This window comes from Vibrio sp. Y176, from assembly GCF_033438945.1.
The window spans coordinates 223,897-244,425 of sequence record NZ_JAWOQS010000002.1; the positions used below are offsets into that span (position 1 = coordinate 223,897).

A 20,529-nucleotide genomic window follows, 5' to 3' on the forward strand; every position below is an offset into this window, starting at 1 on the left:
AAGCAATGACACTGCCCTCGTCTAGGACTGGTTACATTGAGCTTTGATCGAAATCGTTGCCTTGGTCAGTACCTGTTTGAGTATCCGAGTCGAAGCTGCCAGAGTCATCCGTGAAGTCAACACCTTGATCTTGACCTCCTGCACTTGTCCAGTCGCTGCCGCCAGATTCCATACCCGCCATATCTGGTTGCTGATCTTGAGCAGAACCTTGCATGGTGTATTGATCATCGACTTCAACTTCAACTGTGCCACTCGCACCTTCTACTGCGCTGCCCAATTCGTCGTAACCTTGGAATTGGATTTCGCTCGTACCTTCGTAACCTTCTGGTAGGTCAACCGATACTGGTTGGTTCAGGTTGCCACTTAATGTGAAGCTGCCATCGCCATTATCCAGTGCGTTGCTTACCGATGCGCCATCAGGTAGACCGGACATTTCTGCATAATCCACCGATTCGTTACCGCTGACCTCATCTGGAACCGAGATAGAAATGGTATCGCCTGGTGCTGCAGTCACATCAGCTGCGCTCTCCTCTTCACTGTCTGCACCGTTTGCTGCTTGCTCTTCAGGCTGTTGCGCTTCGCCAACTTGCTGCTCTGCTGATGCTTGAGCAGTTTGGATTTGTGGCTCGTCGCTTTGCGCTGAATCGTCCGCAACTTGGATGCTCAGATTCTGAGTCGATACTTCACCATTGTCGTTGACCTGAACATCCATAGCCAAATTGCCATCGAAGTCATCGTTCGGCCAGTATGTCCACTCTTCACCACCTGATTTCGCAAAGAAACCAGCATCGTTTGCATCGGCGACATCCAACACTTCTGCTGAAGGGCTAATGCCAAGTTCATCAATCAACTGTGCTTCCGTTAGTGTTAGTGAACCATCATCAGCCAGTGCGTAGCCTTCGCTGGTAGTGGTTTCACCTTCACCTTGGATGTCGACATTAAAGAAGCTCTCAATGCGGTTTTCACCGTCAGTTGCAATGAAGCCAACTTGAACATCTCCGGTGTAGCCTTCTGCTGGTGTGAATTGGTAGTTACCTTGGTTATCGGTCTCTATCACACCTTGACCTTCCATTAGGCTCACTGACTCAATGCTCAAGCTGTCGCCTTCTGCATCGCTCAAGGTCGACAGCATGTCATCATTGGTGAACGACAAGGTGCCATCCGCTGCCATTTCTGTGGTAGAAATGCTGTCGATTTCTGGAGAAGCATTCTCTTGTGGTGCGTCTTCTTTCACGACCACACCCGTTTGCTCATCATGAAGCACACCGTCTTTATCAATCACGTAAGCGATATCCGCTTCACCAGTAAAGCCTGGTGCTGGATTGAATGTCCATGTGCCATCACCGTTATCGACAATCTCACCTTGGCTGCGGTCAGCTAGGTGAACAAATTTCACTTCATCACCCGCGTCAGCGTCTACGTTTTCTGCCAATCCGATTAGGTCATCAGCGGTTAGGATAACGGGCTCACCCGCTAGGGTTTCGAAGTCACCTGAATCGATGCCATCTTCGAACTCTTCTGGCTCGTCACCATAATCCACCGTTGTTGCGGTCACGGTTACGAAGAACTCGCCATTAAAGTCAGCCGGAGGCGTCATTTGCAGGTCTGAAATATCCCACTCGTTCAAGTCGATGTATTGACCCGGTTCCGTAATGGTAATGGTGTTCACACCATCCGTAACTTCGAAGCCAACAGGGAAACCAGTCATCACTAGGTTACTCAGTGTTTCTGAATCGTCGATCAGACCAACATTCAAGCCTAGGTGACCCGTTTCGTCCTCACCGAAGACTAACGGACCATCATGGTCGGTTGTGATGACCGCGCCATCCGCAACAGGGCGAACAAACACTGGTACATCAAGTACTGTTTCAAACTCACCGTCACTTACCACAACTTGCAAGTCAGAAACCCCTGCAAAATCGCCAGTCGGTGTGAACGTCCAAGTACCGTCACCGTTGTCTGTTACCTCACCACCATCTTCACCTTCTGCGGTGATAATGCGTGATACGACTAGGTTTTCAGTGTCAATGTCGCCGAACAAGTTCATCAGGTCGCCAGCGTCGAAGGTGAATGCGCCATCCTCGTCGGTTGCCATAAAGGCATTACCCACATTGAATGGAGCATCGTTGACTGGAATGACATCCACATTCAACGAGCCTTCAACCACTTCTTCACCATCCGTCGCGGTGTAGCCCAGTTCCACCAAACCATTGAAGTCTTGAGTGGTTACCAAGTGGTACATACCATCTGGTTGCTGGGTTAATGTCGCGTTTGCAGGCGCACGAACCGTGATGCTTTCTACGCTGATTTCGTCACCATCAAGATCCGTAACTTGATCAGCGATGTAAGCAGGGTCAATCACCATGACCACATCTTCTTCGCCTTGCATCTGGATGGTTGGCGCTTCTGGTGCATCGTTAACCGCTTCGATGTTTAGATTGCCTTCAACCGGCGTCACTAAATCACCATCGCTGACACCGAACGACATTGGCACATCACCATTGAAGTTCTCAGCCGGAGTGAATGACCAAGTGCCATCACTGTTGTCTAGCAAGTCACCGTATTGCTCATCAATCACTAGGTCGACAGCAGACAGTTCGTCGTAGGTGTTGTCGATGTCTGTTGCATTAGCAAGCAACATGTCCTGCGTGATAAGAATGGTGGTATCTTCGGTGCCAGCAATATTCACTGGCGTTGATTGCGGCGCATCGTTAATTGGGTTCACCGTTAGGTCGACGCCCACTTCCACGCTCGCACCATCGTTATCAATCAAGTCGAAGCTTAGGTCGATATCGCCATTGAAGTTCGCATCAGGCGTAATCGTAAAGCTACCATCTTGGTTCTCAACAACGGTTGCATTGGCTACCGCGGTTAAGTTCACTGCTTCTAGATTATCGCTGTCTACGTCACCCGCTTGAGCCAGTAACTGCTCTTGACTCAATGTGATTGAACCGTCTTCATCGACACTGTAAGCCAAGTCGCCAGATACCGGAGCATCGTTGACTGGCAATACATCGATGTTCGCGTTGGTTGTCGCAGTTGCACCGTCTTCATCAGCCACTACTACGTCTAGGCTTACGCCACCATTGAAGTTTTCATTTGGCGCGAAGCTATAAGTGCCATCGTCATTCGCCGTTAGAATGCCATCGCTACCACTGTAAGAGACGCTTTTTAGGCTCACGTCACCTTCCACATCGCTTGATTGCGCTAGCAGTTGCTCTGCCGTGAAGATAATGACTTCGTCTTCATTGACAGAGTAACTTGTCGCACCTGCGATTGGTGGATCGTTCACCTCAAGAACGGTAATACCCGCAGTGGTTGAGTCTGTCGCACCCTCTTCATCGACTACGACAACATCTAGGCTGACTTCACCATTGAAGTTCTCGTTTGGCGAGAAGGTGTACGTACCGTCACCATTGTCTTGGAACACGCCATCTGCGCCACTGTAGCTCACACTATCAACCGAAACATCGCCTTCAATATCTGACGAATTCGCTAGTAATTGCTCATCGCTGATTGTGATCGAGTTGTCTTCGTGTACGGTGTAAGACGTGCTACCTGCCACGGGTGGATCGTTCTCTGGCGTCACACTCACATCGATATTCGCGGTCACGGTGTCCGTGCCATCGGAAACATCGAAGGTAAAGTTTACGTCGCCATTGAAGTTTTCGTTCGGTGCGAAGCTGTATGTGCCATCGCCATTGTCAGTTAGGACACCGTCCGCGCCAGTGTATGTGACACCTTCTACCGATAGGTCATCGCCATCGATATCGGTTGCACCATCCAACAGGTCTTGATCAGTAAAGGTCAACACGCCATCTTCACCAATGGTGAACGCTTGATCCTCAGGCTGCGGCAAGTCATTAACTGGGTTAACCGTTAGGTCAGCCGTTGCAACGATAGTATCGGTGCCATCGTTGATATCGAACGTGATATCAATGTCGCCATTGAAGTTCGCGTCAGGCGTAATGGTAAAGCTGCCATCGTCATTAGCCGTAACCGTCGCATCACCGTCAACCACTAGGTTAGATGCAGTTAGTGCATCACCTTCTACATCCGTTGCTTGTACCAACAATTGTTCTTGGCTTAGCGTGATTGAGTTGTCTTCATCGACGCTGTAAGCCAAGCCACCCGATACTGGAGCATCATTGATTGGCAGAACATCAATGTTTGCCGTCGTCGAAGCGGTCGCACCATCTTCGTCCACGACTACAACATCAAGATTCACTTCACCATTGAAGTTTTGATTTGGTGCAAAGCTGAACGTACCATCACCATTGTCGGTAAAGATACCTTCGCTGCCACTGTAGCTTACGCTATCTAGTGCTACCTCACCTTCAATATCGGAAGAGTTTGCCAACAACTGTTCTGCACTGATGGTGATAACTTCATCTTCATCAATGGTGTAACTGGTTGTGCCTGCGATTGGTGGGTCGTTCACTTCAAGAACGGTAATTCCCGCTGTTGTTGTATCAACCGCGCCGTCCTCGTCAACCACGACAACATCTAGGCTAACATCGCCTGTAAAGTTTTCGTTTGGTGAGAAGGTGTAAGTACCATCGCCATTAATTTCTAGCACACCGTCGTTACCGCTGTAGCTCACGCTGCTGATCGCAACATCCCCCTCGATATCAGACGAATTAGCCAGTAGTTGCTCGTCACTGATGGTGATTGAGTTGTCTTCATGTACGGTGTAAGACGTGCTGCCTGCCACCGGAGGATCGTTCTCTGGCGTCACACTTACATCGATATTTGCGGTCACGGTATCCGTGCCATCAGAAACATCGAAGGTAAAGTTCACATCGCCATTGAAGTTTTCGTTTGGTGCGAAGCTGTAAGTGCCATCACCATTGTCGGTTAGGACACCATCAGCACCTGTGTAGCTCACGCCTTCAACCGATAGGTCATCGCCATCGATATCTGTTGCGCCATCAAGCAGATCTTCATCAGTGAAGGTCAACACGCCATCTTCACCAATGGTGAACGCTTGATCTTCTGGCTGTGGTAGGTCGTTAACTGGATTAACAGTTAGATCTGCCGTTGCGACCAAGGTGTCAGAACCATCACTGATATCAAACGTGATATCAATGTCACCATTGAAGTTCGCATCAGGCGTAATGGTGAAGCTGCCATCGTCGTTAGCAGTTACTGTCGCATTACCATCTACAAGCAAGTTTTCAGCAACAAGGTCATCGCCGTCCACATCGCTCGCTTGAGACAACAATTGCTCTTGGCTCAATGTAATGGTGTTATCTTCATCTACGTTGTAAGCCAAGTTGCCCGATACTGGAGCATCATTGATTGGTAAGACGTCAATGTTTGCATTGGTTGCTACCGTTGCGCCATCTTCATCAGTCACAACCACATCAAGGCTGACATCACCATTGAAGTTTTCGTTTGGTGCGAAGCTGAATGTGCCATCGCCGTTGTCAGTAAAGATACCGTCGGAGCCGCTGTAGCTGACACTATCAACCGCCACCTCACCTTCAACATCAGAAGCATTCGCCAATAGCTGCTCAGAGCTAATGGTGATGACTTCGTCTTCATTAACAGAGTAACTTGTCGCACCTGCGATTGGTGGATCGTTCACCTCAAGTACTGTGATACCCGCAGTGGTTGAGTCTGTCGCACCCTCTTCATCGACAACTACAACGTCTAGGCTGACCTCGCCATTGAAGTTCTCGTTTGGAGAGAAGGTGTACGTACCATCACCATTGTCTTGGAACACGCCATCTGCGCCGCTGTAGCTGACACTATCAATCGCGACTTCGCCTTCGACGTCAGATGAGTTAGCCAATAACTGCTCGTTACTGATGGTGATCGAATTGTCTTCATGCACCGTGTAAGACGTGCTGCCTGCAACCGGTGGATCGTTCTCTGGCGTCACGCTTACATCGATATTCGCGGTCACGGTGTCCATGCCATCAGAAACATCGAATGTAAAGTTCACATCACCATTGAAGTTCTCGTTTGGAGCAAAGCTGTAGGTACCGTCACCGTTATCGGTTAGGACACCGTCCGCACCAGTGTAAGTCACGCCTTCAACTGTTAGGTTGTCACCTTCTACATCCGTCGCGCCTGTTAATAGGTCTGCATCTGTAAAGGTAAGAATACCGTCCTCACCCACTGTGAACGCTTGATCTTGTGGCTCTGGAGCGTCATTGACTGGTGTTACTGTTAAGTCGAGACCAGCCGCGACCACTTCTTCCCCGTCAGTCACATCGTAGGTGAACTCGATGTCACCGTAGAAGTTCTCGCTTGGAGTAATGGTGAAGCTGCCATCCTCGTTCATTTCAACCGTTGCATTTTCATCATTGGTGCTCAGGTTGATTGCGCTTAGGTCGTCACCATCAATATCAACGGCATGCTCAAGTAACTGCTCTTGAGTCAGCGTAATGCTGTTGTCTTCGGCAGTTACCGCCGTGATATCACCCGTCACTTCTGGTGCGTCATTGGTTGGCGAGATATGAATCGTCACATCTTGCGTCGCTGTCGCCGTTGTACCTGTATCCACATCCGTAGACGTAGCGTTCACAGTTAACGTCACATCGCCATTGAAGTCTGCAGAAGGAATAAACTCTAGCCCTTCTAGCTCGCCTGGTTGTAGTGACCAAGTGCCGTCGCCATTATCAACACCTGCTGATAGTGAGCTGCCTTCTGGCACATCTTCAATCAAGATAGAGAGGTTTTCTGAGCCATCGGTATCGGTCAATGCTGCATCGATATCAAGCGGCACTGGTGTATCTTCGGTACCAATGATTTGGTAATCCGCGTCCGCTACCGTGATTTCGATGTTGTCGATGCCGAATGACTCGTCAGGAATACTTTGGTTTAGCGTAGAACCAAAGCCTAACTGAAGCTGACCGTCTTCCACCGGAACGGTTAAGTTCACTTGGTGTGCTTGGTCGTTCCAACCACTGAAGCCTTCACGTTGAGAGGCTCCGTGGATCACTTCACCCACTTCGTTACCGTCAGAATCGTAAAGCGTTGTCGTACCATCTTGAGTACGGAACGCGGAGTTCTCCAAGGTGGTTAGCTGTTCGCCACCCACAAAGATTTGGAACGACTCGCCATCCCAAGAATCGATTTCGTAGAAACTAAACGAGATATTCACTTCGTTGACATCACTTGGAATATCGTAAGTTTTGCTTACCGCTTCATCACCGCCAGTGCCACCAATACGACCCAGCATATCGCCCGTTTCGAAGCCTTGTGAGCTCTCAGTGTTCGCGTTCCAACCGTTCGAGCCAGACTCGAAGTTATCAGACGCAATCACCAAGTCCGAAGCAATCGAAAGCTCTGGCATATCAACCACAGATTGAACGTCAATGTTCGCTTCAGCAGGAACCGTTGCAGTGCCATCGTTGACATCAAACGTTACGTTCACGTTGCCATCGAAGTTTTCATTCGGTGCAAAGGTGTACGTACCGTCACCGTTATCAACCAAGGTACCGCTGTCAGAAGCAACATTTTCAACCGTTAGGTTATCACCATCGATATCACCTGCATTTTGCAGCAGTTGCTCTTCGGTGAAGGTGAAACTGGTGTCTTCTTGCGTGACGAACTGTGGCTGACCAACCGTTGGTAGGTCGTTCACTGGGTTTACAGTCAGATCGGCAGTCGCTTGAATGGTTGCATCACCGTCGGTAATGTCGAAGCTCAGATCAATGTCGCCATTGAAGTCTGCATCTGGTGTGATAGTGAAGCTACCATCGTCATTCGCAACAACGGTCGCATTACCGTCAACAGTCAGGTTGGATGCGGTTAGATCATCACCATCCACATCGCCCGCTTGTGCAAGAAGCTGCTCTTGACTGAGAGTGATAGAACCATCTTCATCCACGCTGTAAGCCAAATCACCTGATACCGGTGCATCATTGATTGGCAATACATCGATGCTTGCATTGATTGCTACCGTTGCACCATCTTCATCAGTCACAACCACATCAAGGCTGACATCACCGTTGAAGTTTTCGTTTGGCGCGAAGCTGAATGTGCCATCGCCGTTGTCAGTAAAGATACCGTCAGAGCCGCTGTAGCTGACGCTATCAATCGCGACTTCGCCTTCAACATCAGAAGCATTCGCCAATAGCTGCTCAGAGCTAATGGTGATGACTTCGTCTTCGTTCACTGAGTAGCTGGTCGCACCGGCAATTGGTGGATCGTTCACCTCAAGTACCGTGATACCTGCGGTAGTTGAATCCGTCGCACCGTCTTCATCGACCACGACAACATCTAGGCTCACTTCGCCATTGAAGTTCTCGTTTGGCGAGAAGGTGTAAGTGCCGTCACCATTGTCTCGGAACACGCCATCTGCGCCGCTGTAGCTCACGCTATCAATCGCCACTTCGCCTTCTATATCAGACGAGTTAGCCAACAGCTGTTCGTTACTAATGGTGATCGAGTTGTCTTCATGCACTGTGTAAGATGTGCTACCTGCCACTGGTGGATCGTTCTCTGGTGTGACTGTCACATCGATATTCGCAGTCACGGTGTCCGTGCCATCGGAAACATCGAAGGTGAAGTTCACATCACCATTGAAGTTTTCGTTTGGCGCGAAGCTGTAAGTGCCATCACCATTGTCGGTTAGGACACCGTCTGCACCAGTGTAAGACACACCTTCAACCGATAGGTCATCGCCATCGATATCCGTTGCGCCATCAAGTAGGTCCTCATCAGTGAACAGCAAGACGCCATCTTCACCAATCGTGAACGCTTGATCTTCTGGCTGTGGTAGGTCGTTAACTGGATTAACCGTTAGGTCAGCCGTTGCAACAATAGTGTCGGTGCCATCGTTGATATCGAACGTGATATCAATGTCACCATTGAAGTTCGCATCAGGCGTGATGGTGAAGCTGCCATCATCGTTTGCCGTGACCGTTGCATCACCGTCAACCACTAGGTTAGTCGCGGTTAGCGCGTCGCCTTCTACATCCGATGCTTGAGCAAGAAGCTGTTCTTGGCTTAGCGTAATTGAATTGTCTTCATCGACACTGTAAGCCAAGTTGCCCGATACTGGCGCATCGTTGATTGGCAATACATCGATGTTTGCGTTAGTTGCCGCAGTTACGCCGTCTTCATCAACAACCACAACATCTAGGCTAACATCGCCATCAAAGTTGGCGTTTGGTGCGAAGCTGAATGTGCCGTCACCGTTATCGGTAAAGATACCGTCGGAGCCGCTGTAGCTCACACTATCAATCGCAACTTCACCTTCAACGTCAGAAGCGTTCGCCAATAACTGCTCAGAGCTAATGGTGATGACTTCGTCTTCGTTTACTGAGTAGCTAGTCGCGCCTGCAATTGGTGGATCGTTCACCTCAAGTACCGTGATACCTGCGGTAGTTGAATCCGCCGCACCGTCTTCATCGACCACGACAACATCTAGACTCACTTCACCATTGAAGTTCTCGTTTGGCGAGAAGGTGTACGTACCGTCACCATTGTCCTGGAACACACCATCTGTGCCGCTGTAGCTAACGCTATCAATCGATACATCACCTTCAATATCCGATGAGTTCGCTAGTAGCTGTTCATCACTGATGGTGATCGAGTTATCTTCATGCACAGTGTAAGAGGTGCTGCCCGCAACCGGTGGATCGTTCTCTGGCGTCACACTCACATCGATATTCGCGGTCACGGTGTCCGTGCCATCGGAAACATCGAAGGTAAAGTTTACGTCGCCATTGAAGTTTTCGTTCGGTGCGAAGCTGTATGTGCCATCGCCATTGTCAGTTAGGACACCGTCCGCGCCAGTGTATGTGACACCTTCTACCGATAGGTCATCGCCATCGATATCGGTTGCACCATCCAACAGGTCTTGATCAGTAAAGGTCAACACGCCATCTTCACCAATGGTGAACGCTTGATCCTCAGGCTGCGGCAAGTCATTAACTGGGTTAACCGTTAGGTCCGCCGTTGCAACGATAGTATCGCTGCCATCGTTGATATCGAACGTGATATCAATGTCGCCATTGAAGTTCGCGTCAGGCGTGATAGTGAAGCTACCATCGTCATTAGCCGTAACCGTCGCATCACCGTCAACCACTAGGTTAGACGCAGTCAGCACATCACCTTCCACATCCGATGCTTGAGCAAGAAGCTGCTCTTGACTCAACGTGATTGAGTTGTCTTCGTCGACGCTGTACGCCAAGTTACCCGAAACTGGTGCATCATTGATTGGTAAGACATCGACCGTGATGTAAGTATCGACCTCTGCGCCGTCTTCATCGCGAATGGTTACATCCAACTGCACTTGACCGTTGAAGTTTTCATTCGGTGCAAAGCTACATGTGCCATCGCCATTTACTGAGAAGATGCCATCTGGACCGTCGTAGCTGATGCCTACTAGCTCGACATCCCCTTCAACATCCGAAGCATTCAGTAGCACTTGCGACTCACTAAAGGTCAGAACTTGGTCTTCATCGATAGTGTATGCAGTAGGACCTGCGATTGGTGGGTCATTTACCTCAATCACAGTAATGCCAGCAGTGGTAGAGTCCGTTGCACCCTCTTCATCGACAACGACAACATCTAGGCTCACCTCGCCGCTGAAATTTTCGTTTGGTGAGAAGATGTAAGTACCATCACCGTTGATTTCTAACACACCATCGTTACCGCTGTAGCTCACGCTATCAATCGCCACTTCGCCTTCTATATCAGACGAGTTAGCCAACAGCTGTTCGTTACTGATGGTGATCGAGTTGTCTTCATGCACTGTGTAAGATGTGCTACCTGCCACTGGTGGATCGTTCTCTGGTGTGACTGTCACATCGATATTCGCAGTCACGGTGTCCGTGCCATCGGAAACATCGAAGGTGAAGTTCACATCACCATTGAAGTTCTCATTCGGTGCGAAGCTATATGTACCATCGCCATTGTCAGTTAGGACACCGTCCGCGCCTGTGTAAGTGACACCTTCTACCGATAGATCATCGCCATCGATGTCCGTTGCACCATCCAACAGGTCTTGAACAGTGAAGGTCAACACACCATCTTCACCAATGGTGAACGCTTGATCTTGTGGTTCAGGCGCATCGTTAACTGGTGACACCAATAACTCAAGATTGGTTGAGACAACATCATCGCCGTCAGACACATCGAACGTAAAGGTGATGTCACCATTAAAGTCCGCATCTGGCGTTAAGGTGTAAGTACCGTCACCATTGTCTGTGATGGTGATGTTTTCATCATCCGTTGCCAAGTTCAGTGCTGTCAGTTGGTCTCCATCCAAGTCACGCGCATTAGCGAGCAAATCTTCTTGCGTGATTAGGATTGAACCATCTTCTTCAACCACAGCAGAAACAGGCAATGCTTCAGGCGTATGTTCAATGTGAGCACCCGTTGCATTGACGTAGATGGTTTGAGAAACGGTTTCAGAATCATTATTTGATAGCTCTGTCGCCGTTGCCGTTACATTGATTTCTAGCTGTTGGTTAAAGTCTTCTGGCAATTGAATCTGTAGCTCTTGTTCAATTGCTGTGGTTGGAAGCGTTACAGAACCATCTGGACCGACTGTTACTTCACCACTGTAGATCTGGCTGTTCACTTCACCTACATCAATGGTGAAGTTGAAGTCACTATAATCGGCATCGCCGCCACCGTAGAGATCTTCAAAGCCGTAAACCAGTTCACCGTCTTCGTTCACAGTAGTTCGAGTATGTTCAATGCCATCTTGGTTGAGCTCTGAGCTTGTGCCGCCATGGAAGACTGCATCACCAAATTGGCTTTGAATCACGGTTTCAGAACCATCAGCACCCACAAACACGAGTTGTGGGTCGACCGTATCCATGTTCGCAGGAGAGCCATCTGCCGCACGGAACTCATACTGACCATCTTGCATGGACGCAAAGTCATTGAAGTTATGACCGTTAGGAATCAAGAATAGGTTGAAGCTTTCCCCTTCCGAGATTTGGAAGCTGAACTGATCTTGTCCCGGAATGAGGTCACCGCCGCCGCCAACTTGAGAGGCGTTTTCGTACACCACTTCAACGCCCGTGATGTTGCCATCTTCATCGACTTTGTAGTAACCCGCTGTGTTTTGGTAACCCGCGGTTTCACCTTCAAACGTAACCGTGATTTCAGTATCGTTGAAACTGGTGATACCGTTGTCTTGATCGTTAAGCACCCCTTCGTTGTCGTAGCTGATCACCGAACCTTCAGGAACACCATCCACGGTCACCGTCAGCGTTTCTGACAAGTCTTGGTCAACCAATGCTGCGGCAATGTTCACTTCAACAATACCGCCTGGCTCAACCAAGATCGCTTGGTCATCCACGTTTCGACCGTCGCCATCAGTGATGACTAGGTCTGGCGCATCTGCCACGGCTTCGATATGGACATTAATGTCTTGCTCAACTTCATCAGTACCGTCAGAAACCGTAAAGCTGAATTGCAAGTCACCACTGAAGTGCTCTTCTGGTACGAAGCTAAATGTACCGTCACCGTTGTCCGTTACAGTACCTTCATCACCCGAGTAGTTAATGCTGGTAACGGTGAGGTCATCACCATCAATATCAATCGCGCCACTTAGCAGATCTTCTTGCGTGAACAGGATGCTGCCATCCTCTTCAATGTGGTACATGCCAGGTGCAACAATTGGAATGTCATTAACTGGGTTCACCGTCAATGTCATTTCATTGGCAACACTCAATTCACCATCGCTCACTTCATAAGTAAACTCGATGTCTCCATTGAAGTGCTGTGAAGGCGTAACGGTAAACGTGCCGTCGCCGTTGTCCACGATAGAGGCATTCGGATCATTGGTTTCTAGTGCCGTTGCGTATAGGTCATCACCATCTTGATCGCTAGCGTTTTCAAGTAGCATTTCTTGTGTCACGAGGATAGATCCATCCTCGTCCACATCTGCCACGATTGGTGCTGCTTCTGGTGCGTCGTTGACGAACTCAACTTTCAAGTCGATGTTTGCCGCCACCACATCGGTGCCATCGCTCACATCAAACGTGAGGTCAACATTACCGAAGAAGCCCTGCTCTGGCGTTAACGTGTAAGTGCCATCGCCATTGTCTGTTACTTGAACCGTGTCGCTTAAGCTCGTCACGTTCACAACAGATAAGTCATCGCCTTCGATGTCCGTCGCTTGAGCCAGCAGCTCTGCTTCAGTAATCGTGATGGCTTCGCCGTCTTTTGTGGTGAAGGACAAATCAGGCACATCTGGCAGGTCGTTCACTGGGTTAACGGTGAGGTTTAGATCCGCAGCGACGGTTTCAATCGCGTCAGTTACGTCATAAGTAAATTCGATTTCACCAAAGAAGTTTTCGCTCGGTGTAATCGTGAAGCTACCATCAGCGTTCTCAACGATGGTTGCATTAGGATCGTTGGTCGACAGGTTCACCGCTTCAAGGTTGTCACCATCCACGTCCGTCGCGTTCGCTAACAAGTCTTCTTGAGTGATGGTAATTGAGCCATCTTCATCGACGACCGCATCAACAGGACCGCTAACCTCTGGACCTTCGTTGACGATCTCAACATCGATCTTCGCAGTGCTTGGTGCACTTGCTTGACCATCGCTGATGTCGAAGGTCAAGTTCACTTCACCATAGAAGTTCGAAGTTGGTTCGAAGGTAAAGGTGTTGTCGCCGTTGTCTGTCAACGTACCTTGTGACTGGTCAACAAGCAGCAGATTCTCGATATGCAGAATGTCGCCATCCACGTCAGTCGCACCTGATAACAGGTCTTTTGCTTCGATGATGATGGTGCCGTTTTCTAGCATTTGAGTATGCAGCGGCGCCCCAGGAACTGGCACATCGTTGACCGGAATAACGGTCAGATCTAGATGGGTATCGACTTCATCGGTGCCATCGAAGACTTTGTAATCGATGTCGACTTCACCATTGACGTTTTCATTCGGCATAAAGGTGTAAGTGCCGTCGCCATTGTCGACAAGCTCACCGTTATCACCGCTGTAAGAGATATCAGAGATAGACAGCGCATCGCCTTCCACATCACTTGCATTGGCAAGCAGATCGTCCGCGCTAAACGTAATGCCCACATCCTCATCAGTCGACAACACAATCGGACCAGAAATGATTGGCGCATCGTTTACTGCTTCGAAGTTGATGTTGATGATGTTGTCGTCAGTGAGTTCACCATCCGTAACTTGGTAACCCAGCTCAATCTCACCGTAGAAGTTCTCATCTGGTGTGACTGTCCATGTACCATCGCCATTGTCGGTTAACGTAGCGTGCTCCGCGTTATCCCCCACCAGCTCTAGGTTTTGAATATCAAGAACATCGCTATCGATATCACTCGCTTGTGCGAGAAGCTGCTCTTCTGTGATTACCACAGAGGCAAACTGCGTAGAACCTTCGGTATCAATGGTCACATTTGGCAGGTCAGCGGTCAGTTCGATTTCACTGTCACCTTCTCGGATATTCAGCTCTACCGTTTCAGTGATTTCTGTGCCGTCCACTCCAATAGATGTGAACACCGCTTCATCATGACAAGTTTGCGAAACCGTCATGTTTTGAACCACGTAAGTACCGTTACCTTGAATCGTTCCTAACTCAAAGTAAGACACAGGCTCGTTCACCGTTAGGGTGTAATCCGTCTCATAGCTACCACGATCTTCTTTGTGGTAAGTCATTGAGTCGATCAAGTCACCATCGGAATTGAATGCGCGAATTTCGACTTCTGTAAAGTGGCGAGACTCCTCCATAAACCAGCCACCTAGACCGTCTAGGTGGAAGCTGATTTCGTTGATGTCTTGACCTTCAACGCTCACAGTCAGTTTTTCATCACCACTCAAGCCTTGACGGTCAGTATCACCAATACCGTGACCGATGTGTGTTTTACCATTCCACGCACCGAGTGGGTCATCATTACTTTGAACGGTAACTTTCAAATCGCCATCAACAAACTCACGTGTGTAAGGGTCAACAGCAGTACCCCAATCATCGAGGCTAGCGTTGTCATCAAAGGTACCAATTTGACTCGTGTGCGTACCGTTTGCCAATGCGTCATCATTTGGAATGAAGCGCACTTCCGTATCTGCAGGCACCTCCTGCCCGACTTCTAGCTGTACCCATTCGTCATTTAGATTTGCTTCAATGATGCCGTTTTCAGGGGCTTGGTCGAGACGTAACGCAGGCTCTTCACGCAGAGAAACACCCACGGTTTGATCTTCTTCTGCTTGAATAAAGATCTCGTCGCCCGCTTCTGGCGCATCGTTGACAGGATTAACGGTCAGATCCAACGTGGTCAGAACATCATTTTCGCCATCGCTGATGTTGTAAGTGAAGTCCAACTCACCGTTAAAGTTTTCCGTATGCGTAATCGTGAATGAACCATCGTCGTTGGCTACGATCGTCGCATCTGGGTCATTGGTTTGTAGATTGCTGGCAACAAGGTCATCACCTTCAATGTCTGTCGCATTCGCAAGTAACTGTTCTTGTGTAATGGTGATGGCGTTATCTTCATCCACTTCAGCTTGAATGCCTGACGTTTCTGGTGCGTCGTTCACCGCGATAACATCGATGCCTGCGGTTGTTGTATCCGTTGCACCATCTTGGTCGATAACTGTAACGTCGAGCGAAATGTTACCGTCAAAGTTCTCATTTGGCGTGAAGGTATATGTGCCGTCGCCATTGTCCACGAAGCTACCGTCGTTACCAGAGTAGCTAACATTCGCCAAGGCTACCTCGCCTTCCACATCAGAAGAGTTAGCTAACAACTGCTCGTCACTAATGGTGATTTGACCGTCTTCTTGAACCGTGTAAGACGTAGAACCTGCCACCGGTGGATCGTTCACTGGTGTCACGCTGACATCAATGAATGCTGGTGTTGAACCTGTGCCGTCAGACACATCGAATGTGAACTGAACGTCACCGTTGAAGTTCTCATTCGGCGCGAAGCTGTAAGTGCCATCACCATTATCGGTAAGCACACCATCTGCACCTGTATAGAGAACGTTTTCGATAGACAGATCATCGCCATCAATATCCGATGCACCTTCCAATAGGTCTGCATCCGTGAACAGCAGGGTGCCATCTTCTTCTACCGTGAACTGTTGATCTTGCGCTTGTGGCAAGTCATTCACAGGATTAACCGTAATATCCAGACCAACTTGTACCGAGCCACCATCGTTATCAATGATATCGAAGGTCAGATCTAGGTCGCCGTTGTAGTTTTCATCCGGTGTGATGGTGTAACTGCCATCATCGTTGTATTGAATTGTCGCGTTGTCATCTGTCGATAGATTGATGGCTTCAAGGTTCTCGCTATCAATATCGCCCGCTTTGGCAAGCAGCTGCTCTTGGCTTAGCGTGATTGAGCTGTCTTCGTTGATGGTGTAAGCCAAATCGCCCGATACTGGTGGATCGTTGATTGGCAATACGTCGACATTGATGTGCGTATCAACGGTTGCCCCATTCTCATCTTGAATGGTCACATCCAACTGAACTTGACCATTGAAGTTCTCGTTTGGTGCAAAGCTGCAAGTACCATCACCATTGACGGTAAAGATACCATCCGAGCCTTCATAGCTGATGCCAACAAGCTCTACATCGCCCTCAATATCAGATGCGTTGGCAAGAATTTGTGACTCACTGAATGTCAGTACTGAATCTTCATCAATCGTGTAAGACGTTGGACCGGCAACTGGAGGGTCATTCGCTTCAATAACCGTAATGCCTGCAGTTGTTTCGTCAATCGCACCTTGCTCATCCGCCACAATCACATCAAGGCTAATATCACCGCTGAAGTTCTCATTCGGCATGAAGGTGTAAGTGCCGTCACCGTTGTCTTGGAATACGCCATCGGTGCCTGAATAGGTCACGCTATCGATGGACACTGCGCCTTCCACATCCGAAGAGTTAGCCAGAAGCTGCTCGTCAGAAATCGTAATCGCGTTGTCTTCATCAACCGTGTAAGACGTTGAACCCGCAACCGGAGGATCGTTCACTGGAGTGACGCTCACGTCCACATTGGCAGGTACGGTCTCAGTGCCGTCAGAAACACCAAAGCTAAAGCTGACATCACCGTTGAAGTTTTCATTTGGTGCAAAGGTGTAAGTACCATCACCGTGGTCAGTCAACACACCATCGCTGCCTGTGTAGCTAATGCCGTCAACCGTTAAGTTATCGCCATCGATATCGGTCGCGCCAGCAAGCAAGTCTGCATCGGTAAACTGAAGCGTGCCATCTTCTTCAACACTGAACTGCTGGTCTTGAGGAACAGGAAGATCGTTAACCGGATTAACCGTTAGATCCGCCGTTGCTTGGATAGTGTCTGTACCGTCCGTAATGTTGAATTGGATATCAATGTCACCATTAAAGTCCGCATCTGGTGTAATCGTGAAGCTGCCATCATCGTTCGCTGTAACGGTTGCGTTTCCATCGACAGTCAAATCGCTAGCAGTCAGGTCATCGCCCTCAATATCAGACGCTTGAGAAAGAAGCTGCTCTTGACTGAGTGTAATCGCACCGTCTTCATCAACGCTGTAAGCCAAATCACCCGATACTGGCGCATCATTGATTGGCAATACATTCACATTGATGACGGTATCAACTTCTGCTCCATCTTCATCTCGAATGGTCACATCAAGTTGAACTTGCCCGTTAAAGTTCTCGTTTGGCGCGAAGCTGCACGTGCCATCATCGTTAACGGTGAAAATGCCATCCGGACCATCGTAACTAATGCCAACAAGCTCTACATCACCTTCCACATCAGAGGCATTCAACAGCACTTGCGACTCACTAAACGTCAGAACTGAATCTTCATCAATGGTGTAAGAAGTTGGTCCAGCGACTGGTGGATCGTTCACTTCCAGCACCGTAATGCCAGCAGTGGTGGCATCCGTTGCGCCTTCTTCATCAGCGACGACAACATCAAGCGTCACTTCACCATTAAAGTTTTCATTTGGAGAGAAGGTGTAAGTACCGTCACCATTGATTTGCAACACACCATCGCTGCCAGAGTAGCTCACGCTATCAATCGAGACATCCCCTTCTAAATCCGAAGAATTTGCCAACAGTTGCGCGTCAGAAATGGTAATAGAGTTGTCTTCGTGAACCGTGTAAGACGTTGAACCAGCCACAGGAGGATCATTCACCGGCGTGACACTCACATCTACATTCGCTGAAACCGTATCTGTGCCATCAGACACGTCGAAGCTGAAGTTCACATCGCCATTGAAGTTCTCATTTGGCGCAAAGCTATACGTACCATCGCCATTGTCAGTTAGAACGCCGTCGGTGCCTTCATAGCTGATTCCCGTTACAGAAAGGTCATCGCCTTCAATGTCGGTCGCACCAACAAGCAGATCCGCATCAGTAAATTGCAGTGTGCCGTCCTCTTCCACACTGAATTGTTGGTCTTGAGGAACTGGTAGATCGTTGATTGGGTTAACGGTTAGGTCAGCGGTTGCTTGAACGGTGTTCGTGCCATCTGAGATATCGAAGCTGATGTCGATATCACCATTAAAATCTGCGTCCGGCTTGATGGAGAAGCTACCATCGTCATTTTGAGTCACCGTCGCATTGCCATCTACCGAAAGGTTAGAAGCCGTCAGTGCATCGCCTTCCACATCAGAAGCTTGCGACAACAACTGTTCTTGGCTCAAACGAATCGAGCCATCTTCATCCACTGAGTAAGCAAGGTTACCAGACACTGGCGCATCATCGACTGGCGTAACGTTAACATCAATGTTAGCAGAAACCGTATCCGTACCGTCGGACACATCAAAGCTAAAGTTCACATCGCCATTGAAGTTTTCATTTGGCGCAAAAGTGTAGGTCCCATTACCGTTGTCGGTCAGGATGCCATCGCTACCGTCGTAGCTCACACCTTCAACTGTTAGGTTATCGCCTTCAATATCCGTTGCACCACTAAGCAGGTCTGCGTCCGTAAAGATCAGCGTGCCATCTTCTTCCACGCTGAACTGCTGGTCTTGAGGAACAGGCAAATCGTTGATTGGATTAACCGTTAGATCAGCGGTTGCTTGAACGGTGTTCGTACCATCTGAGATATCAAAGCTAATGTCGATATCACCATTGAAATCTGCGTCCGGCGTGATGGTGAAGCTGCCATCGTCATTTTGAGTCACCGTCGCATTGCCATCTACCGAAAGGTTAGACGCCGTTAGTGCATCGCCTTCCACGTCAGAAGCTTGCGACAACAACTGCTCTTGGCTCAAACGAATCGAACCATCTTCATCCACCGAGTACGCAAGATTGCCCGACACTGGCGCATCATCGACAGGCGTAACGCTTACATCAATGTTGGCAGAAACCGTATCCGTGCCGTCGGACACATCAAAGCTGAAGTTTACATCGCCATTGAAGTTTTCATTTGGCGCAAAAGTGTAAGTCCCGTTACCGTTGTCGGTCAGGATGCCGTCGCCACCATCGTAACTTACACCTTCAACTGTGAGGTTATCGCCTTCAATATCCGTTGCGCCAGCAAGCAGGTCAGCATCGGTGAAGATCAGCGTACCATCCTCTTCAATCTCAAAGGTTTTATCTTCAGGCACTGGTGCGTCATTGATTGGACGAACAGTTAAATCAATCGAACTAGAAATGGTTTCTTGACCATCACTGATATCAAACGTTAAGTCGAGTTCACCATTAAAATCAGCTTCAGGTGTGACGGTATAAGTGCCATCACCATTATCCACAACCGATGCATTAGCCCCCACTTGCACGTTGAATGCGGCAAGATCATCGCCATCAACATCACTCGCGTACCCAAGAAGTTGTTCTTGAGTGAAGGTAATAGTGCCATCTTCATCCATGATGTATGCCAGATCTTGCCCTACTTCTGGCGCGTCATTTTCACCTTCGACTTTAATTTGGAACGTTTCGCTCGTAGTTTCGGAGTCGAAATCGTCTTCTACTTGCGTCGTGGTTTCTTCGCTGGTGTCTTGTACATCCACCGCGAAGCTCTCTTCAGTGGTTTCTGAATCTAGCTCGTCAGCACCTTGAGAACCTTCAGAGTCTGAAGAAGCACTTGGCGTAGATGAAGTTTGTACCGCTTGTCCTTGCGCTTCATTGCCTTCTGCGTCCGAACCACCTTCAGAGCCAGAGGCATCACCACCACCGACCGCTTGGGCACCCGCCCCAGAATCCGAACCACCGCTGCCCAGAGCCTGGTCACCTGATTCTCCGCTAGAAGCTACACTATCAACAACATTGGATTGTGCAGCGTCAGAGTCGCTGCTACTTTCAGTATCCTCTTCTTGAACTGCGCCACCCGAGCTCACTGCTTCTTCTTCCGTACCCGCGCCACTAGGATTTTCTTCCATCGCACGATTGGCTTCATCAACAGCATCTGCACTTTCAGCACCGGTCGCTACAGTCGAAGAGACGGTCGACTGCTGTTTTTCTTCTTTTGTCCCCGTATCCTTCGTTTCTGTTTGCTCTACCGCATCGTTAAGCTTTTCATTGTCTTTTTCTTGATTAGTGTCGCCTGCCATTACAGCCTCCGTTGCTTTTAGCTAACTGATCGTATTTAGAGGCAGTAAAGGACACCATTTTTAGAAACCAACTTTTTTATACAACTTTTTTCATACCT

At 49.0% G+C, this 20,529-nt stretch carries 1 protein-coding gene; it reads right to left on the reverse strand.

The window, feature by feature from the left end; all coding sequences use genetic code 11:
• Positions 1-31: 31 nt before the first annotated feature.
• Entirely contained in the window at positions 32-20,431 is a 20,400-nt protein-coding gene (locus R7O13_RS05290) for a tandem-95 repeat protein (RefSeq protein ID WP_318303214.1), read from the reverse strand.
• Between the last annotated feature and the right edge of the window lie 98 nt (positions 20,432-20,529).